This is a genomic window from Tateyamaria sp. GN1-10 (assembly GCF_055693845.1).
Genome location: NZ_JBVFUR010000002.1, coordinates 1 through 19974, shown reverse-complemented (window position 1 = coordinate 19974; position 19974 = coordinate 1). Strand labels below are relative to the sequence as shown.

At 61.3% G+C, this 19974-nt stretch carries 18 protein-coding genes and 1 pseudogene; 15 read left to right on the top strand and 4 right to left on the bottom strand.

What is annotated here, in order from left to right; translation table 11 throughout:
* Nucleotides 1-42: 42 nt before the first annotated feature.
* From bchL to rffA, 13 genes and pseudogenes are all read left to right on the top strand, one after another.
* A pseudogene (bchL, locus tag ACZ1HN_RS00150) lies at nt 43-943 on the top strand (ferredoxin:protochlorophyllide reductase (ATP-dependent) iron-sulfur ATP-binding protein).
* On the top strand, nt 943-1683 hold the full coding sequence (bchM, locus tag ACZ1HN_RS00145; RefSeq protein ID WP_472725972.1) for a magnesium protoporphyrin IX methyltransferase: 741 nt from the start codon (nt 943-945) through the stop codon (nt 1681-1683). The pseudogene bchL and the gene bchM overlap by 1 nt, the downstream one beginning before the upstream one ends.
* Nucleotides 1622-3046: a PucC family protein gene (locus ACZ1HN_RS00140; protein WP_472725971.1), complete on the top strand. Its 1425-nt coding sequence runs from the start codon at nt 1622-1624 to the stop codon at nt 3044-3046. Before bchM ends, ACZ1HN_RS00140 begins: the two co-directional genes overlap by 62 nt.
* A 25-nt stretch (nt 3047-3071) precedes the next feature.
* A complete protein-coding gene (gene puhA, locus ACZ1HN_RS00135) occupies nt 3072-3842 on the top strand; it encodes a photosynthetic reaction center subunit H (protein WP_472725970.1) in 771 nt (256 codons plus the stop codon).
* A gap of 279 nt (nt 3843-4121) precedes the next feature.
* Entirely contained in the window at nt 4122-4754 is a 633-nt protein-coding gene (puhB, locus tag ACZ1HN_RS00130; protein WP_472725969.1) for a photosynthetic complex putative assembly protein PuhB, read from the top strand.
* Nucleotides 4755-4759: 5 nt separating this feature from the next.
* Complete coding sequence (gene puhC, locus ACZ1HN_RS00125; RefSeq protein WP_472725968.1) at nt 4760-5227, top strand: photosynthetic complex assembly protein PuhC; 468 nt, start codon at nt 4760-4762, stop codon at nt 5225-5227.
* Between the two features lie 20 nt (nt 5228-5247).
* Entirely contained in the window at nt 5248-5544 is a 297-nt protein-coding gene (locus tag ACZ1HN_RS00120; protein WP_299209876.1) for a hypothetical protein, read from the top strand.
* Nucleotides 5541-6650: a magnesium-protoporphyrin IX monomethyl ester (oxidative) cyclase gene (gene acsF / locus ACZ1HN_RS00115; RefSeq protein WP_472725967.1), complete on the top strand. Its 1110-nt coding sequence runs from the start codon at nt 5541-5543 to the stop codon at nt 6648-6650. The genes ACZ1HN_RS00120 and acsF overlap by 4 nt, the downstream gene beginning before the upstream one ends.
* 211 nt (nt 6651-6861) lie before the next feature.
* A complete protein-coding gene (puhE, locus tag ACZ1HN_RS00110; RefSeq protein WP_472725966.1) occupies nt 6862-7671 on the top strand; it encodes a putative photosynthetic complex assembly protein PuhE in 810 nt (269 codons plus the stop codon).
* Entirely contained in the window at nt 7661-8875 is a 1215-nt protein-coding gene (gene hemA / locus ACZ1HN_RS00105) for a 5-aminolevulinate synthase (protein WP_472725965.1), read from the top strand. Before puhE ends, hemA begins: the two co-directional genes overlap by 11 nt.
* A 167-nt stretch (nt 8876-9042) precedes the next feature.
* Nucleotides 9043-9438, top strand: a complete 396-nt coding sequence (locus ACZ1HN_RS00100) for a c-type cytochrome (RefSeq protein ID WP_472725964.1) — start codon at nt 9043-9045, stop codon at nt 9436-9438.
* A 196-nt stretch (nt 9439-9634) separates the two neighbouring features.
* Nucleotides 9635-11203: an OpgD/OpgG family glucan biosynthesis protein gene (locus ACZ1HN_RS00095; protein ID WP_472725963.1), complete on the top strand. Its 1569-nt coding sequence runs from the start codon at nt 9635-9637 to the stop codon at nt 11201-11203.
* 363 nt (nt 11204-11566) lie between these two features.
* Nucleotides 11567-12706 carry a dTDP-4-amino-4,6-dideoxygalactose transaminase gene (gene rffA / locus ACZ1HN_RS00090; RefSeq protein WP_472725962.1) on the top strand — a complete coding sequence of 380 codons (1140 nt, stop codon included), beginning with the start codon at nt 11567-11569 and terminating at the stop codon, nt 12704-12706.
* Nucleotides 12707-13149: 443 nt separating this feature from the next.
* Here rffA and ACZ1HN_RS00085 read toward each other — a convergent pair whose 3' ends face one another.
* Both ACZ1HN_RS00085 and ACZ1HN_RS00080 read right to left on the bottom strand, forming a co-directional pair.
* Nucleotides 13150-13548 carry a DinB family protein gene (locus tag ACZ1HN_RS00085; RefSeq protein WP_472725961.1) on the bottom strand — a complete coding sequence of 133 codons (399 nt, stop codon included), beginning with the start codon at nt 13546-13548 and terminating at the stop codon, nt 13150-13152.
* Between the two features lie 93 nt (nt 13549-13641).
* The gene (locus tag ACZ1HN_RS00080; RefSeq protein WP_472725960.1) at nt 13642-14325 is read right to left on the bottom strand and encodes a hypothetical protein; all 684 of its coding nucleotides are present in this window, start codon (nt 14323-14325) and stop codon (nt 13642-13644) included.
* Nucleotides 14326-14815: 490 nt separating this feature from the next.
* On the opposite strand from ACZ1HN_RS00080, the gene ACZ1HN_RS00075 reads away from it, so the two are divergent.
* Nucleotides 14816-16120 carry an AAA family ATPase gene (locus tag ACZ1HN_RS00075; protein WP_299209906.1) on the top strand — a complete coding sequence of 435 codons (1305 nt, stop codon included), beginning with the start codon at nt 14816-14818 and terminating at the stop codon, nt 16118-16120.
* Nucleotides 16117-17178, top strand: coding sequence for a ParB/RepB/Spo0J family partition protein (locus ACZ1HN_RS00070; protein ID WP_472725959.1), 1062 nt, complete (start codon nt 16117-16119; stop codon nt 17176-17178). Before ACZ1HN_RS00075 ends, ACZ1HN_RS00070 begins: the two co-directional genes overlap by 4 nt.
* Before the next feature lie 160 nt (nt 17179-17338).
* On the opposite strand, the gene bchO is transcribed toward ACZ1HN_RS00070, so the two are convergent.
* Entirely contained in the window at nt 17339-18211 is an 873-nt protein-coding gene (gene bchO, locus ACZ1HN_RS00065; RefSeq protein WP_472725958.1) for an alpha/beta fold hydrolase BchO, read from the bottom strand.
* Nucleotides 18212-18214: 3 nt separating this feature from the next.
* Nucleotides 18215-19858: a magnesium chelatase subunit D gene (locus tag ACZ1HN_RS00060; protein WP_472725957.1), complete on the bottom strand. Its 1644-nt coding sequence runs from the start codon at nt 19856-19858 to the stop codon at nt 18215-18217.
* Between the last annotated feature and the right edge of the window lie 116 nt (nt 19859-19974).

Here is a 19974-nt window from a genome sequence, read left to right as displayed (position 1 = left end):
AGATGAAGCAGGGGATCTTTCCCCATTCGAAAGGAGGGGCGCATGAGCCCACTCGACAGAAACCCACCCGTCCTGCGCGGGCAAGACGGCGAAGGATCGGTGCAGAGTGCACCAGGACGCCGATGCACAGATCACCGGAGCCAAGGTCTTCTCCGTCTACGGCAAGGGCGGGATCGGCAAATCGACCACCTCGTCCAACCTGTCGGCCGCCTTTTCCAATCTGGGCAAGCGTGTGCTGCAGATCGGGTGCGACCCCAAGCATGACAGCACCTTTACCCTGACCGGACACCTGCAACCAACTGTGATCGACATCCTCAAAGAGGTCGACTTCCACCCTGAAGAACTGCGCCCCGAGGACTTTGTGACCGAAGGCTACAATGGCGTGAAATGCGTCGAGGCCGGTGGTCCGCCCGCGGGCACCGGTTGCGGTGGATACGTGGTTGGCCAGACAGTGAAGCTGCTGAAACAGCACCACCTGCTGGAAGAAACCGACGTTGTGATCTTTGACGTGCTGGGTGACGTGGTCTGCGGTGGCTTTGCCGCCCCTCTGCAACATGCCGACCGCGCCCTGATCGTCACCGCCAACGATTTTGACAGCATCTACGCCATGAACCGCATCATTGCCGCGGTGCAGGCCAAATCCAAAAACTACAAGGTGCGCCTTGCCGGCTGCATTGCCAACCGCTCACGCGAGACAAACGAGGTGGATCGCTACTGTGACACCGTCGGCTTCAACCGCATCGCGCATATGCCCGATGTGGATGCCATTCGGCGCAGCCGCCTGAAGAAAAAGACCCTGTTCGAGATGGACGACGAGGAAGACATCGTGCGCTGCCGCGCCGAGTACATCCGCCTCGCCGAAACCCTCTGGAACGGGACCGAGGGGCTGGCCCCCGCACCCATGGAAGACCGCGATATCTTTGAACTGCTTGGCTTTGATTGATGCCCGCATATGACCAAACCCGCGCCCGGGTCGAAAACTATTTCGACCGCACGGCGACCAAGACATGGGAGCGTCTGACCTCGGACGCGCCTGTGTCGCGCATTCGGGAAACCGTGCGCGCGGGTCGGGATCGGATGCGGGATCTGATATTGAGCCGCCTGCCCGATGACCTGCGTGGGGCACGTATTCTGGATGCCGGATGCGGCCCCGGCGTGGCAACCATCGCACTGGCGGAACGCGGGGCCACCGTGGTCGCCGCCGATATCTCGCCCCAACTGATCGATATCGCCCAACTGCGCCTGCCCCATGATCTGCAAAACCAAGTGACCTTCCATACCGGCGATATGCTGGACCCGAAATTGGGCCAGTTTGATGCCGTTATCGCGATGGACAGCCTGATTTACTACACGGCCTCCGATATCGGCGCGGCACTTGCAGCACTCGAACCGCGCGTGAGCGGGCCCATCGTCTTTACGGTCGCGCCTCGCACACCTGCGTTGATGGCGATGTGGTACGCGGGCAAGGCCTTCCCTCGCTCAGACCGCTCGCCCGTGATGATCCCGCACGCGCATCCGAAACTCATGAGCGCTGCCAAATCCGCGAGGTCCGCCGTATGCTGCGCCCGGTCGACCGGATCACCAGCGGCTTCTACATCTCCGAAGCGATGGAGCTGCGGCCATGAGTGCGCTCAAGCATCTCTCGCTCAAGGCACTGCCTTTTGCCGATGCGGCGTCAGATGACCTGCCGATGGGCCAGCTTCTGCGCCTTTCGCTGTTCCAGGTGTCGGTCGGCATGGCCTCGGTCATGCTGCTCGGTACACTCAACCGCGTGATGATCGTGGAATTGTCGGTGCCCGCCATGATCGTGGCGGTCATGATCGCGCTGCCCGTGCTCTCGGCCCCCTTCCGGGCGCTGCTGGGCTTCCGCTCCGACACCTACCGCTCCGCCATCGGGTGGAAGCGTATCCCCTACATCTGGTTCGGCGCGCTGTGGCAGTTCGGCGGCCTCGCCATCATGCCCTTTGCCCTGCTCGTCCTATCGGGCGACACGGTGCACGACATCCCCTTCGCGGGCGAAGTCCTCGCGGGCCTCGCTTTCCTGATGACGGGCCTTGGCATCCACATGACCCAGACCGCCGGGCTGGCCCTCGCAAGCGACCGGGCGACGGACGAAACCCGCCCCCGCGTGGTGGCGATGCTGTATGTGATGTTCCTTGTGGGCATGGGCATCTCAGCCCTGATCATCGGTGGATTACTGAACAATTACAGCAGCTTGACCTTGATCCGCGTGGTGCAAGGCTCTGCCGTTGTCGGTGCCGTCCTGACCTTCATCGCGCTTTGGAAACAGGAAAGCGTGAACCCGATGAGCCGCGCACAGCGCGAGGCCCCGCGCCCGCTGTTCCGCGGCGCGTGGAACGACTACGCCGCCGGGGGCAAGGCCGGCCGGCTTCTGGCCTGCGTCTTTATCGGCACCATGGCCTTCAACATGCAGGACGTGCTGCTCGAACCCTATGGCGGCGAAATCCTTGGCCTGTCGGTGTCGGCCACGACGATCCTCACAGCCCTCTGGGCGGCAGGCGCGCTGACCGGTTTCATCTGGGCCGGACGACGGCTTGCAAAAGGGTCAAACTCCTACCGTCTGGCCGGGGCAGGCATCCTCGCGGGCATCTGGGCCTTCAGCCTCGTGATCTTTGCCGCCCCCATGCAGGCCAACGTCCTGTTCTACGCGGGCGCCACGCTGATCGGCTTCGGTGGCGGGCTCTTTGCCGTCTCAACCCTCACCGCTGCTATGGCCATGCCAGCCAAAGGGGTCGCCGGGCGCGGCCTTGCCCTTGGTGCCTGGGGTGCGGCGCAAGCCACGGCAGCCGGCGTCGCCATCGCCCTCGGCGGTACGCTCCGCGACTGGATCGGCGCCATCGCCATGTCCGGGACCTGGGGCGAAGGCCTCGCCACACCCACCACCGGATACTCTTTCGTCTATCACCTAGAGATTGGCCTTCTCTTCGTCACTCTCGTCATCCTGGGACCGCTTGTGCGCACTTCGGGTCCCCTCACCGAACGGAAGGACGCAGGCCGCCTGGGCCTTGCGGATTTCCCCACATGACCTTCTCCAGGAAAGGACATTTGTCATGACCGCAACATTCTTTGGCGAATTCGACCTTGCGTCGCTGGCGCTCTGGTTGTTCTACATCTTCTTTGCCGGGCTGATCATCTACATCCAGCGCGAGAACATGCGCGAGGGCTATCCGCTGGAAGATGACGAAGGCAACGCCTCGTCCAATTCCGGCCTGTTCCCCCTGCCGGAAGATAAAAGCTTTGAACTGCCCCACGGGCGTGGCACCGTGACTGTCCCGTCGGGCCAAACGCCCGAACGCGCCGACATTCCCATGAAGCGCACCGGCCCAGGCAATGGCTACCCTCTGGAGCCTACGGGCGATCCGATGCTGGACGGCGTTGGCCCGGCCAGCTGGGCCCCGCGCCGCGACGTGCCCGAGCTGGACGGCCACGGCCACCCCAAGATCATTCCGATGTCCGCCAATGACAGCTTCCGTTTTGCCACGGGCCGCGACCCGCGTGGGCTGCCACTGATGTCCGGGGACGGCGAGGTTGTGGGCAAGGTTGTCGATATGTGGATCGACGAGCCCGAGCAGCTTGTGCGCTATCTCGAATACACGCTGGACGCCAAATGGGGCACGGGCAATCGACTGGTGCCGCTGACACTGGCGCGGATCAAATCCGACCGGGTTGTCGTGCGCACGCTCTATGGCAAGCACTTTGCCACCGTGCCACAGCACGCAAGCGCCACGCAGGTGACCATGCTCGAAGAGGAAAAGATCAGTGGCTACTACGGCGGCGGTGTCCTCTATGCCGACAGCAGCCGACAAGAGCCCAAGCTCTGATGCAACACGCACGCGCCATATCCTGGCAAGGCCCCGGGGCACCCCGGCGGCTGGCGCGTGCGTCTTCGTCACTTTGCGAAAAGGGACGCGCCCGACCCTGGGTGGGCGCTCTCGACATGATTTCTAGACACTCTGACTGCGGCAAGGCGTTCGCGAGTTCGATGCGTGACATAACCCATGCGCCCTCCCGGGGGGAGGGTCGGGCGCGGCCCGGGGCTGAACCCCGGGCATACCAGTTCAAATGCAAGACCCCCGAAACCAAGGAAGGGAACGTGCGCCATGTCCCATGATGATTTCGCAGTCGAGCCTATCGAAGGGCTCCCCGAACGCCCGCCCGAGGGCGAACAGATCCTGTGGCAAGGCAGGCCCGACACCCTCGCGCTCGCCCGCGAGGCGCTGAACCTGAACTGGATCATCGGCTACTTCGCCATCCTCGCCGCATGGCGGTTCATCTCGGTCGTCGACCTGTTGCCCATCGGACAAGCGATCGGGGCGACCCTGCCTGTCGCGATCCTCGGGCTGGTGGTTTGCGGCCTGCTCTATGCTATCGCGCTGATCCAGGCGCGGGCGACGATGTACACGATCACCACGTCGCGGATCGCCATGCGGATCGGGGCGGCCCTGACACTCACGATCAACCTGCCCTATCGCGAACTGGGCAACGCAGCGCTCGATCTGCGCAAGAACGGGACGGGCACCATCGCGCTCGACACCACAGGTCAGACCAAAATCAGCTACCTCGTCCTCTGGCCCCATGCGCGGCCTTGGCGGTTCGGCAGCACGCAGCCCGCCCTGCGCTGCATTCCGGATGCCGAAAACGTGGCCCGCATCCTCGCCGACGCGGCCGAGGCGCGGATCACAACACCCCAAATCACCCGCGTTGCCCCCGGCGGCGCCGTCGCGGCGGAGTAAGCGCCATGTCACACGCCGACAGCCCCCGCATCCACGCCAAGGAGGATGAACTTGTCCCGCGCATCCTGATCCGCGCGGTCCTCGCCCTGCTGCTCATTGTCCTTTCACTGGTCACAATTGCCACCCTCACGGACCGACCTCTGGAAAGCACACCGCCGCAAACAGAAATCATCACGGAACGCGCGATCTTCCTGTCCGGTGATGCTTCGGGGGCGGCCCGCGTGCTTGATGCACACGGCACGGTTCTGGCGGATTTCTCATCGGACAAGGGCGGCTTTGTTGCCGGCATCGAGCGCGTCATCGCACGCGAACGGGGCAAGATCGGTGCGGATCCCGCCGCCCCGGTGCTGCTGCGCCTGCGCGACGGCAACCGCCTGTCCCTCTACGACCCCGAAACCAACTGGAGCGCCGAGCTGATGGGCTTTGGCGCCGACAATCTCCGCACCTTCGCCAGGTTGCTGAGCAAACCCTGACCCAGAAAGGAAGCCACCTCATGGGACTACTGACAAAGGACATTGAACGTGCCCCGTGCACGGTTGAAATCAGCCACAAGTTCGAAAGCCTGCACGCCCATGTGCGGTTCAACAACGGCGCCGTGATCTATCCCGGCGACGAAGTGCAAGTGCAAGGGCCAGAAATCATGGCCCCCTTCGGTGAAATCGTGACCGAAGACCGCGAGGCCGTGATCGTCCGCGCCTCGGGCCTCGAACGGCTCTGGACCCGCCTGACGGGCGATCTCGAAGTCATGGAACTCTGCGAATTCTCCTTCTCCGAAGAGGTGACGCTATGAATGTTCGACACAGCAAACACACCGCCGACGCCACTTCGGTCGAGGAAGGGCTGGCCATCGCCCAAGCGCAGGACGAACAGTTCACGTCCGAATTCGCCACCGAAACGGCCATGCAGAACACCCTGCTGACACCGCGCTTCTACACCACCGACTTTGACGAAATGGACGCAATCGACGTGTCCCCGGTGCGCGAAGATTGGGACAAGCTGATCGCGCAAATGGAATCCGACCCGAACAAGGGCCACTTCAAGAAAAACGAAGACTGGGACACCGTCGATTGGGACGGGATGGAACCGGAGCTGAAAAAGGAATTCATCGACTTCTTGATCAGCTCCTGCACCGCCGAGTTTTCGGGCTGCGTGCTCTACAAAGAGATGAAGCGGCGCGGCAACAACGAGGACATTACCCAGCTGTTCCAACTCATGGCACGGGACGAGGCACGCCACGCGGGCTTCATCAATGATGCATTGCGTGAGGCGGGTTTGCGCGTGAACCTCGGGTTCCTCACGCAGAAGAAAAAGTACACCTACTTCCGGCCCAAGTTCATCTACTACGCCACCTACCTGTCGGAAAAGATCGGCTACGCCCGCTACATCACCATCTTCCGGCACCTGCAGGCGAACCCCGAACACCGCTTCCACCCGATCTTCAAATGGTTCGAAGAGTGGTGCAATGACGAGTTCTCTCATGGCGAAGCCTTTGCCCTGCTGATGAAGACGGACCCGAAACTGACCTCCGGCATGAACGTCTACTGGATCAAGTTCTTCCTGACAGCGGTCTATGCCACCATGTACGTGCGCGACCACCAGCGCCCCGCCTTCCACAAGGCCCTTGGGGTCGAGCCCGACTGGTACGCGCACGAGGTGTTCACCAAGACCTCGAAACTGTCGGAACAGATCTTCCCCATCACGCTCGACATCGACCACCCGCGCTGGCAGCGCCAGCTTGAGAAGCTGCAAAAGGCCAATGTCGACATGGCAGAGGCGAAGGGGCTGAAAAAGATCGGCGCACAGCTGCGGGCCGCAGCGGCCTTCGTGGCGCTCTACACGATCCCGGCGAAAAAGCACGTTGTGCCTGCGTCAACCCGCTTGGAGCCAGCGTATTGAACCACGTCGGTCGACATAAGATGGCGTTCCGGTGGAACTGTTGTGCCCGGCTTCAAGCCGGGCCGCGCCCGACCCTCCCCCCGGGAGGGCGCATGGGCAATGTCATGCACCGAACCCAGGTTCTACGGAAATCCGACGCCTCACACCGCACTATTGCCGGGTGCGCCCATCCAGGCTCGGGCGCTGCCCTCAGCACTTCGGGGGCACACTTATGACCCCGTGGATCGCCGCCCTCATCGCCCTGTTCATCTGGTGGTTCTCCACCGGCACCATCCTGATGGCGGTAAAATACGCCGACCGTTCCGGCGAAAGGGCGCGGCGCGCCACGACATTCGCCGCCCTGCCCCTTATGATCTTGGGCGCTTACGGCACCTACTGGTCCATGACGCAAACCGATATCCTCGGCACCTATGTCGCGTTCCTCTCGGCCCTCGCCCTCTGGGGCTGGATCGAACTGGCCTTCCTCACGGGCGTTATCACCGGCCCCAACCGCATGCCGCTGCCGCCGCACAAGGCGGAATGGGAACGGTTCATCCGCGCATGGGGCACCATCGCCTATCACGAGATGCTGCTGACAGCCGCCCTGATCCTTCTGGGCCTCACCCTCTGGCACGCGCCCAATCCGTTCGCCTTCTACACCTTCGCGGTGCTCTTCTTCGCCCGCGTCTCAGCCAAGCTGAACCTGTTTCTCGGCGTCCCCCGCATCCACGTGGATTTTCTACCCGAAGCTCTCAGCCACCTGCCCAGTCACTTCCGCACCGCGGGCATGAACTGGCTTTTCCCCATTTCGGTCACGGCCCTGACATTCGCTGCCGCCTGCTGGCTCGAACGGCTCTACGCCGCAGACACCACCGGCGCAGTCACGGGCTTTGCCCTGCTCACCGCACTCACGGCCCTCGCGGCCCTCGAACACTGGGTGATGGTCCTACCCATCCCCGACGAACGGCTCTGGCGCTGGATGCTGCCTGCGCCCAAACCAACCAAGAACTCGACACCACAAGGGGGACATCATGGACTTTGATGTATTGTTCCAAAGCCAAATCGACGCGCTGAAGGACGAGGGGAACTATCGCATTTTCGCGGAACTGGAACGGAAGGCCGGGGCCTTTCCCAAGGCCAAGTGCCACGACCCTGAAGCCCCCGATGAAGTGACGGTGTGGTGTTCAAACGACTACCTCGGCATGGGCCAGCACGAAAGCGTCACCAAGGCGATGAAAGACGCGGTGGACCTCTACGGCGCAGGCGCAGGGGGCACGCGCAACATCTCGGGCACGAACCACGCGCACAAGCTGCTCGAAGCGGAACTGGCTGACCTGCACGGCAAGGAAAGCGCACTCCTGTTCACCTCGGGCTACGTGTCGAATTGGGCCGCCCTCTCGACACTGGGCAGCCGCCTGCCCGACGCAGTGATCCTGTCGGACGAACTGAACCACGCCTCCATGATCGAAGGCATCCGCCACTCACGGGCCAACAAGGTGATCTGGAAACACAACGATCCCGAAGACCTTGATCGCAAGCTGGCGTCCCTGCCTGCCAACGCCCCCAAGATCGTCGCGTTTGAGAGCGTCTACTCGATGGACGGCGACATCTGCCCCATGCAGGAAATCGTCGAAGTGGCCGAAAAGCACGGCGCCATGACGTATCTGGACGAAGTGCACGCCGTCGGCCTCTACGGCCCGCGCGGCGGGGGTATCTCGGAGCAGGAAGGGCTGGCCGACCGCATCACCCTGATCGAGGGCACACTTGGCAAGGCCTACGGCGTGGTGGGCGGCTACATCACCGGCTCAGATGCGATGTGCGACTTCATCCGCTCGTTCTCAAGCGGCTTCATCTTCACAACCGCCCTGCCGCCTGCCGTCGCATCAGCGGCGCGTACGTCCATCCGCCACCTCAAGCAATCGGACCAGGAACGCATCGAACAACGCAAGCGCGTCGCCTACCTGCGCAAACGGCTGGACCAGGAGGGGATCCCTCATATGGACAACCTCAGTCACATCATCCCGGTGATGATCAAGGACCCGGTCAAATGCCGGATGTTGTCGGACTACCTGATGCAGAAATACGGGATCTACGTGCAGCCCATCAATTATCCCACGGTCCCCAAGGGCACGGAGCGGCTGCGGTTCACCCCGTCCCCCCTGCACAGCACGGAGGACATAGAACACCTTGTCATGGCGCTAAAAGACCTATGGAAACAGTGCGCTATTGCCCACGCCGTCGCCTGACAGGGGAAAACCCGCCTACATTTCCCGCCGATCCGTGGATCAAGTCAAAGTTACTGTTGACTTGATCACGAAGCCGCTACGTTCTTGCGAAGAACTTTGGAAGGAGATTCACATGTTCCGCACACTTGCCATCGCAGCCACAACTGCCACGCTGGCCGTGCCCGCATTTGCTGACGGCCACGCAGCCTCCGGCGACGTCGCCGAAGGGGAAAAGGCATTCCGCCAATGCATCTCGTGCCACGTCGTCCAAAACGAGATCAGGCGACACGCTGGCAGGCCGCAACGCCAAGACCGGCCCGAACCTCTACGGGATCGCAGGCGGCCAGTTCGGCATGGTCGAAGGCTTCCGCTACTCCGACATCAACCAGCTCGCAGCCGAGATGGAAGGCCTCGTGATCACCGAAGAAGTGTTCGTGGCCTATGCCCAGGACCCTACGGCCTACTTGCGTGAGGTCACCGGCGACAAGGGTCGCAGCAAGATGACCTACAAGGTTCGCAAGGAAGAGGACGCAGTGAACCTCTACGCCTACCTCGCCTCTCTGCAGGCTGACGGCGGCAGCTAAGCCGAACCCGGATACAGTCAACAAAGGCCGTCGGACCCCCGGCGGCCTTTTGTACATGTGGCGCATTCCCGCCGATTGGGCTGGGCAATGGCGGGGATGTGAATGCGCGCTGAACAAAAGTGACGACAAGGGACTGGACGCCACCGCACGGACTTTGCATCTGTCTCCGCATTGAATACCAAACCAGAGAACAACAATGGCCCTCACAGCCCACATGACGCGCCGCAGCGCCCTTGCCACGCTTCTGGCAGGCGTCGCCCTGCCACGAACGGTGCTCGGCCAGGCCACAGGGCAAGCGTTCTCCTTTGATTGGCTCAAGGCGCGGATGCAGGCGCGGGCGCATGAGCCTGACACGCCGCCCCCGCCGTTGGACAATTTCCTCCAGAACCTCACCTATGACGATTACCGCAACATCTATTTCCGGCCGGAAGCCGCGCGGTGGTCCGACACCCCCCTGCCCTTCCATGTCTCATCCTTCCATCCCGGCTGGCTGTTCAAAGAACCGGTGCAAATCCACGAAGTCACGGATGGCACCGCCCGCCCGCTCACTTTCTCAACCGACGATTTCGAATATCGCAACGATGTGGGCACACGGGTTCCAGACCACGCCGAACTATCAGGCATCGCGGGCCTGAAACTCACCCACCCGCTCAACACGCCCGACAAGTTTGACGAAGTGGTCACGTTCCTCGGCGCCAGTTATTTCCGCGCCTTGGGTCGCGGCAACAGTTATGGCCTCTCCGCCCGTGGCCTCGCCATCAACACATGGCTGAACGGACCCGAAGAGTTCCCCCGCTTCTCCGAATTCTGGCTGGAAAAGCCCAAGGCAACGGACACGTCACTGACGGTCTACGCGGCCCTCGACAGCGCCTCGGTCACCGGGGCCTACAAGTTCACGATCACACCCGGCGACGACACCACCATGGACGTCGAAGCAACGCTGTTCTTCCGCGAAGCGGTCCCGCAACTCGGCCTCGGCCCCCTCACCTCAATGTTCTATTTCGCCGAACACTCCGAACGGGATTTCGACGACTTCCGCCGGCAGGTGCACGACAGCGAAGCGCTCAAGATCATCCGCAAGGACGGCAACGTGATTGTGCGCCCGCTCAACAACCCGCCCCGCGTGTCCAGCTCCTATTTCAACGAACCGAACATGGCTCAGTTCGGCCTGATCCAGCGCGACCGCACCTATGAGGACTACCAGGACGCAGGCGCGCGCTACCACGACCGCCCCTCCGTGATGATCGAACCCCTGAACGATTGGGGACCGGGCATCGTGCGCCTCGTGGAAATCCCCGCTGAGCTTGAGATTGACGACAACATCGTCGCCTTCTGGGTGCCCAAGACCGCACCGCAAGCCGGGGAAAGCCGCACCTACAGCTACCGCATGCACTGGGGCGACCTACCGCCCTCAGGCGACCTTGCATGGGTTCAAGGCACGCTCGCAGGCATCGGCGGCCCCTCGGGCGTCCCACTGGACAACCCCAACCTGCGCAAATTCGTGGTGGATTTCCAGGGCGGCGCGCTCGGGTCCATGCCCGAAGACGCTGACGTGACCCCGATCATCACCCACTCCGCCGGAGAGATCGACGGCATGGTCCTGCACAAGGTCACAGGTGCGGCGGTCCCAACCTGGCGCCTGTTCATCGACATCGACGGGCAGGATCACGACCTGATCGAACTCACCGCCCATGTCGCCGATGACACGCAACGGCTCTCGGAAACATGGGTCTTCCAATGGCTGCGGGACGACGTGCCAAGCTAACCATGACAGGCGGAGAGTCAGCCGCGCGAAAAAGCAAAACCCTGCACCGTGCCATCCAGCTTTCTACAGTACCCCAAAGCGTCGGATACTGATCAGTGGCTGAGCAACCTATATAAGATGTGGATTTGTACGATGAGCGATCATGTGAATTCACGCCGGAGCGGAATATCTGTATGTTACTTCATTTCAAAAGGCTCTGGATTTTCATCAGCTTTGTTAAAAAGCGCCAATTATTGCTCTGTAAAAAATATATTATTTTCAAGGCAGTAAGGAGTATCTGGAGATATTCGACTGCACATTTCGCACCCACCAGTGCGCAGTCATTGTGTTTTTCATGGACTGTTGAAAACAACGGAGACCTCTGTGGTGCGGCACATCCCATTTAACCGCCTCAGCCTGACCGGGAATGAAATCAAGTATATCCGGGATGCGGTGCGCCTTGGGCAACTCGCGAGTGATGGGACTTATACTGGCAAGTGCCAAGAAATGATCTGCAAGCTCACAACGTCACCCAAAGCCTTGATCACCCATTCCTGTACGGCGGCGCTTGAGATGGCAGCAGTCCTATGTGACCTCGGCCCGGGGGACGAGGTCATCATGCCGTCCTTTACCTTTGTTTCGACGGCCAACGCCGTAGTGCTCCGTCATGCAACTCCAATCTTTGTTGATATCGCCCCCCTTACACTCAATATGGATCCCACAGAGGTGGCCAAACATGTCACGCCCCGCACACGCGCTATTTTTGTAGTGCACTATGCGGGCTTCCCGGCTGATATGGATGCGCTTTCCGAAATTGCCAAAGCGCATGATCTGATGCTGGTCGAGGACGCGGCTCAAGCGCTTGGTGCCACCTATAAAGGCCGTCTTGCGGGCAGTCTTGGGGACATGGCAACCCTGAGCTTCCACGAAACCAAGAACATTACCAGCGGCGAAGGTGGCGCACTGACGCTAAACCGGGAGAACCTTTTTGAGCGCGCCGAAATCATTTGCGAAAAGGGTACTGACCGATCGCAGTTCTCCAGTGGGCAGGTCGACAAATACACTTGGGTCGATGTCGGTTCATCCTACTCCCCTGGCGAGCTTATCGCAGCGTATCTGTATGCTCAGCTTGAGGCGCACGACACGATCCTGACCAGGCGGCAGGCCATCTTCGACACCTATATGCAGGCCTTTGCCCCATTTGAGATGCAGGAAAAGGTCACACGCACCAAAGTGCCTCCGCACAGTGTTGGCAACGGGCACATGTTCTATTTGCGGTTGCCCGATCTGGAGGCGCGCAATCAGTTTATCAAAGAGATGGGCAAGCGGGACATAAACACACCCTTCCATTATGTCCCGCTGCACAGCGCGCCTGCAGGGCTTAGGTTTGGCCGAACCACCGGGCCCTTGCCAGTCACAGATCATGTGGCAGACACACTGGTGCGTCTGCCGATGTATTTTGACCTGGGCTCTGACATCGAAACGGTGATCAGTGCGGCCAGCGATATTTTACAGACGCTCTGAGATTCATCCCACCTCGGTTGTCCCAAGCGAGGCAAGCCAGCGCCTCAGTTCCCCCTGAAATCGACATGCGGACTTGGTTCGACGAACGCTTCGCCCAAAGCAGACGATGCCAGGGCCGGCACCCACAAGGTCGCCATGGCTGTCTTGGTAGGCCAATCGATTTGCAAGCGAACCTACGAAGTGGCCAATATGGAGCGGCCCTGTTGTGCGGTCTCCGTTGAGAATAACGGGTTTGGTGAGTCCGCGCACTCGACCTTCCAGCGTTCCAGATGAGCTTTGCCCATGTTCGCCAAAACTATTCTCTGAATGACCGAAATGTCAGACAGCAATGTTTCCAACAATTTCAGCTGGTTCAGAACTCTCATGTGACAATGACGCCGCCCAGCTTCTTCTGACCTATAGTACGACAGGGGAGGCGCAAAGCGCCGGGGGCAGCGCCCCTCCTACCCCAACATCGGCAAGTCGGTCGGCTCAGGACGTGCCCCCGCCGCCGTCAACATCCCATGAATTTGCCCCCGGTGGTGTGTCTGATGATTGAACAGATGCGCAAAACACACCGCCGCCGGTTTCTCAACCCGCATATCCCCTCCCCCAGGATACCACGCAATCACGCCCTCCAAATCGGATGAAGCAAGACCTTCGGCCCACGCCGACACCTCCGCATCCCGCTCAGTTCGTAACCCCTTGAACACATCCCAATCTCGCGGCGCCTCCAAAGACACAGGTACGCTCAACTCAGGCCGCGTATCCGCGGCAAAGCGGGCCAACCACAGCGCATCATCCCACAGCACATGATTGAAAGTGGCCGCAATAGAGCCGAAAAACGCCCCCGATCCTGCCACCGCTCCGCATCACTCAACGTATCCGCCGCTGCCATAAGCGACCCGTTCTGCCATGCGTTGTACCGCGCCATCAGCCGCAGATGCTCCACAAACTCAGACAACGATCCGCACCTCGCTCACATCGCCATCCACTTCGCGACACGCCGCCAAAACCCGCCGCTCCAGATGCGTCTGTACATAGGCTCCGTGAAAGCGCGACGGCGCGCGCAGGGTCAACCGCCCCCCTGCCCGCTCAACCCGCTCCAGCCCGGCAATCCACGACGCGTACACGCCGGCATCCTCCGCATGCAAAACCGCCTGGGCCAAGGACCACTCCGTCCCCTTCGACACATCCGGCGCAGCCACGGCCCCTTTCACCGGCAAAGGCACCACCTTCAGCGCCTCCTCCTCCGCAGCCCCCATACGCAACTCGAAATCCGGCCCCACAGCCGCCCAATACGCCTCCGTATCCAGCAACACGCGCTCCAGATCCAAACCATGCTCAGATACACGCCCCCGCGCACCCTGTCGCTTCACGACCAACCAGCCCCGGGCACGCAACAGCGCCATTTCGCGTTTCACCGTGCGCTCGTCCACAGACCACAGCCGCGCAATCTCGCGCTGCCCCACGGCCAGCTCGTCCCGCGCCCAGTTGTAGCGCGCCGTGATCAGCGTCATCAGCCGCAGAACACGGCGCTGCTCATGCTTGCCCTGCGCCAACGCAAAGGCACCCAAGGCTGTCAGAATATCGTATTTGCGCGCAGACGCGCCCCGGCCCACCGGCCTCAGCGTTTGCATCACTGCCCTCATTTTTGAAAACTGTCCGGATTACACCGAACAACACCTGCCAACGGTGGGTTTCCCCGCGGTTCTGGCCGCTTTTCCGTCTCTGCCCCTGATTTGCGTCCGAAGCTGCGATTCTGTCAAGGGCGGATGTGGATAACCTGTCAGACCCAAACCAATTTCAAAAGAAAAACAGGTTTAAATGGTATTGGGGGACATCCTGTTTGTCCCCTATTCCAACCCTTTTGTCACCCAATAGATGGTGGAAGGCAAAAAACTGTCCCCCCAAATCTGGTCGGTCAACACAGCGGTCGCGTCCATCACAGAATCACAACCATTGCACCTGCTTCCATGGCGCAACGCCCGATCTGTCCCCGCGGGGACAGACATATTCCCCTTTTGCTTTTTCCGCAAAATCAGCGTAAATCTGGAAATGAGCAGAATTAGCGTCCCCACGGGGCCAAAAAACCACCTGTCCCCGCGGGGACAAACGTACAGGCAGCGCATGTTCACGCACACAGACCTCGCCCAACTCCAGGCGCAATCCCTCAAAATGCAGGGCTTTATCCGCCAGCAAACCTACTCTCCCGAAAGCGAAAAAACGCTTCGCCGCTTCTCAAGCTGGGAGGTGGCGGAACTCATCTTCAAGGCCAACCAATCCACCCTGCGCGGTCGCCTCGGCGCTGACCCCTCTCTGCCCCAGGGCATCGTCGAAGAAGACGGCCGCCAACGCTGGTACACGCTCGAAGAAATCAACGAGTTGCGCCGCCGCATCAAGGTGAACCGCAAATCGCTCATGCCCCACCGCCCGGCGAACAAGCGCGCGATCCGCGCCGCCATCGCCAATTTCAAAGGGGGCGCGGGCAAGTCCACAACAGCCCTCCACTTCGCCCACGCCGCCGCTCTCGACGGCTACCGCGTGCTGTGTGTTGACTTCGACCCACAGGCCACGCTCAGCCACTCCATGGGCCTCAGCGACGTGGCCGAAGAATACACCGTCTGGGGCATCATGGCCCGCGATCTGGGGCACGAGACCGACCGTATGAACTCCGCCCTGCGCGGCGCGGAATCAGGCACCGCCCTGCCCCAGCGCAAACTGCCCGCCGCCATTACCGACATGGGGCTCAACGACCTGCGCGCCAGCGATTTCATAAAGCCCACGAACTGGCCCACCATCGACATCGTGCCAAGCTGCGCCAACGCGGCCTTTGTCGAATTTGCCTCCGCCCAGTACAGGCACATCAACCCCGAATGGTCCTTCTTCGCCGCCGTCTCGCGCTTCCTCGACCAGATCGCGCCTGACACCTACGACCTCATCCTCTTCGACTGCCCGCCCGCCATCGGCTACCAATCGATGAATGCCGTCTTCGCCGCCGACGTGCTCTACATCCCCTCCGGCCCTGGCTACTGGGAATACGACTCAACCACGTCTTTCATCGGCCAGCTCTCCGAAGCGCTCGAAGATCTCAGCCGCTTCAACGGCCTTGTCCCCGCGGGGACAATGACCCTACCCAAGACCTTCCTCGACCTGCGCTTCCTGCTCACCCGCTACGAACCGGGCAACGAACTCCATCGCGCCATGCAGGGCGCGTTCCAAAAGGTTTTCGGGGATCGCGTCTGCGAACACCCGATCGAGATGACCCGCGCTGTCGAACAATCCGGGCGGTTCCTCAGCAGTATCTACGAAATGGACTACCGCGATATGACCCGTGAAACCTGGCGCCGCGCCCGCGCCTCGTTTGACCGGGCCTATGAAGAATTCAAAACCAACCTGGGAACAGCCTGGGACCAATTGGAGGATGAGGCATGAGCAAACGCCGCGTATTCGACATCGACTTCGAGCCCGATGCGGGCCCCAGCCTGGACATAGAACAGCCAGAAGCCCCTGCCCCGGAAAGCCGTCGCGGCCCCATGGCCGCCGCCATCTCGGAAAACGCCACAGCTCTTAGTGAGCGGCACTCAGCAGAAGCTGAAATCCGCGCCGAGAATGACCGTCTCGCCCACGAATATGTGTCTCTAAAAAGGGATGGTGCAATCGTTGCCCGCGTTCCCCTCGGGGACGTGGCGATGAAAAAACTGACCCGCGACCGTAGCACCAACCGCGACCCGGACCTCGAAGAACTCAAAACCTCCATCCGCGATCTGGGCCTCTCCAACCCGATCCAGGTCGAAGACACCGGCGAAGGATACGAACTGATCCAGGGCTTCCGCCGCCTTAGCGCCTACAAATCTCTCTACGAGGAAACAGGAGACGACAAATATGCCTCCATCCCCGCCGTCCTCGTGGCCAAGGGCGAGGCACTCGAAAAACTCTACCGCCGCATGGTCGACGAAAACATGGTACGGCGCGACATCTCCTTCGCCGAGATGGGACAGCTTGCCGCCAGCTATGCCCGGCAAATGGACCTTGAATTGAACGATGCTATCGCCGTTCTTTTTGCATCTGCGGGACGGCAAAAACGTCACTACATAGGCAGTTTCAGTCTCTTGATGGACAAACTGGGGCCCCGCCTCCAATTCCCCGAAGCGATCCCTCGCGCCCTCGGTCTGAAGCTGATCAAGGCGCTGGAAGAACAACCGCGCGCGGTCCAACAACTGAACGTCCTGCTCGAGCACCAGAAGCCCACGGATGCGATTGCCGAGCTGGCCGTTCTGAACAAGGTTGTGGCGCCCAAGCCTGTCAGCGAACAGACGGCACCTTCGACGTCATCTAAGACCACAATCAAACTGAACCGCAAAGCAGGTGCGGTGAAGGTCATCGGCGCCAAGGGCAAGATCGAATTGCAGATGAACCGCGACTTCGGATCGGTCGACCCCCGCAAGCTTGAAGCCGCAGTGCGCGCCCTTCTCGACCAGCTCGATCTGTAATCTGTCCCCGCGGGGACAGACACAGAAAAGGAATCGTTTTCCCAATGATGCGTAAGCCGCGTTAACGCACTTGTCCCCGCGGGGACAAAGTAGAAAGCCCGCCAATTCGGCGGGCTTTTTTGGTGGTGATGGCAGGTTGTCCCCGCGGGGACAGATTGAATTAACCCAACTCTTTTTCGATAATGTTGTTGATCAGCTGGGCAAAGCCTTCGGGATCTTCCTCGTGGGCAAGATGGCCCAACTCGGCAAAGCGATGCAGGGTGGCCTGATGCATGCGAGAGGTTACCTTTTTTGACACCTCGGGCGGCACAGTGGCGTCCTTGTCCCCGACGATGAAATGCATGGTGGATGGGTGATTTGGCAGTCGGGCCAGAAGCGGGTCCAACGCCCATTGCGCCATCATCAACAGCGTTCCATCCACGTGGTTCCGGTCCGCAACCAGTCGGCGATAAAGCTCGAGCCCGTCTGCGTTCAGTTGAGACCCCGTTGAACTGATAAGCGCCTTGATCCGGTCCGGTCGATTGGACGCGCCCGAAAACAAGGATGCTGTGAATGGCACTGCTGCCAGCAACTTGGCCATCATGGGAAAGACAAGCCCGGCAAGCCCAGTGAACTGTGCCAATGCGGCATTGATCCCGATGACCAAGGGCGCTTGTCCCCGCGGGGACAGATCGCTTTCGGCGAGCCTCAAAGCAACGGCTGCGCCCGCGGAATGGCCAATGATGACATCGGGGATCCAGCCTTCTTGGTCGCACAGTTTGGCAATGTCTTCAGCCATCTGCTCAAGTCCGCTGCGATGTCGTGCACCAAGCTGGGTGAATCCCTGTCCTGGCAGGTCCAGAGCGACGATGTGATGACTCTGTGCGAGTGTGGGTATGAGGTCGGCATAGGAGTGGGTCGATCCCCCGGCACCGTGCAGCATCAGCAGTGTTTTGCCCGCACCTGTTTCCTGGATATGCCAACGATGCACGGGTCCTTGTCCCCGCCGGGACAGTTCGGAATTGGGCCATGTGTGAATTTGCGCCCAGTCCATGTTTTAGCTGTCCAAAGCCGCTTGCACCGCGCCGCTTAGCCGCTGCGCGTCAGCGCGCGGGAGGGCAACGTAGGGAGCGTCCAAAGTGCGGCTCAGATCCTTCAGAGCGGGTTGAGGGCGGTTGGACATGTCGATCACCAAAGCAGCCGTTCCCGAGCCGCGCAAGGCCCTTGCCATCGTGGTCGCGTCTTGCGCGGCCTGCGCCCGGTTTGCTTGGCCGTCGAGCGCGATATTTGCGCGTCCATCGGTGATCAGAATGACGGTCGGTGTGAGCCCTCTTCCACCGCTTTGCTGCGCGAGCAGGAGGGCGTGTTGCAGGCCGGAGGCAAGGGGCGTGCCGCCTCCGCCGGGCAGGGCAGAGAGCCGCCGTTTGGTCTGAACCAGGGAACGGGTTGGAGGCAGGAGAGTTTCGGCCTCGGTGCCTCTGAATGAGATGAGTGCGACGTGGTCGCGGCTAGCGTAAGCGTCGGCGAGCAGGAGTTCGATGGCGCCTTTGGCCTCGCCCAGTCTGGACACGGCGGCTGAGCCGGACGCGTCCACCGCGAAGATCAGGAGGCGGTCGGATTGTTTGGCGTAGCGTTTCAGACGGATGTCTGAGGGACGGATGAGGAGGCCCGAGCGGTTGGGCTGCTGTTGACGGCGGAGGGGTTGCCACGGGGCGGCGGCGCGCAGCGTGGCAACCAGGTCGATGCGGGAGGTGCCGTCGAGCCGTCCGGGCCGCGAGGGTAGGGGGCGGCCACGACGGTTGCTGCTGCGTTTTTGACCGGCGCCAGCACCGCCGGATGTGCGGTTTGTCCCCGCGGGGACAAGTCCGTTTAGGAGGTCTGCTGGGAGCAGGGATTTGACGGTTTCGACCAGCATATCCGTGTCCGGGAATGCGTCGTTTTCCTGGTTGTCCCCGCGGGGACAATCATCATTTGAAGGTGGTGGAGGGGGGCTTTCCCGGTCCTCCATGTCCTCTGGGATCACGGTTGCGCGATGCGGATAAACGAGGGTTGCGGCAACCTCGACGTCGGCGTCTGTAAGGTGCGCTCGGCCCATGTAGTGCGCGTGGGCGCGCGCGGTGCGCAGGGCGAGGGTGGGAGCCCTGAGGGATGCGATGCCGAAGCGAGTGGCGAGCAGGGTGAGCTGCAAGATCGCGTCTGCCGTTTTTACCGCTGTCCCCGCGGGGACAGATTGGGGTGTCCCCGCGGGGACAGATGGTTTTCGCCCCTCGGGCGAGAGATGGAAGGCGCAACGATCAGCAAGCGGATCGGGGGTGCGTTCGTCGGGTTCGATCCCTTCGTCCAGGAGCAAAAAGCCCTGTGTTAGAGACTGATCCGTGAGTTGAGAGAGTTTGGCTGCGAGGGCTGGCGGGCAGCGTTCGGCCATTGGGAGTTGAGCTATGCAAGGCGCGCTGAAAAATGATTTATTTTCAATGACTTGGGAAGATGAAAGTGTCGCGCTTAGGTCGATACCGCCAAAGAGTTGTTCGTCTGAGATGGTGACGGGCAGTTTGCGGATGGGCAGGGAAGGGGTGAAGCCTGCGAGTAGCGCGTCGCGGTCGGGGCTGGCGCGCATGCGTATGACCGCGCCGCCAAGGCCTGCGGGGTCGAGGGCCAGGAGGCGCAGGGCGAGGGCCGCGTTATGCCAGCTTTCGGCTGTCATTGCGTGCTGCCTTTGGCGGACGACACGTCCGCCTTACAGGTGGGAGGTGATGCAATTAAGCGGTGTAGGTCGTGGGATAAGTGGGCTGGCGGGGTGAACCCCGCCCTAGGGGATGA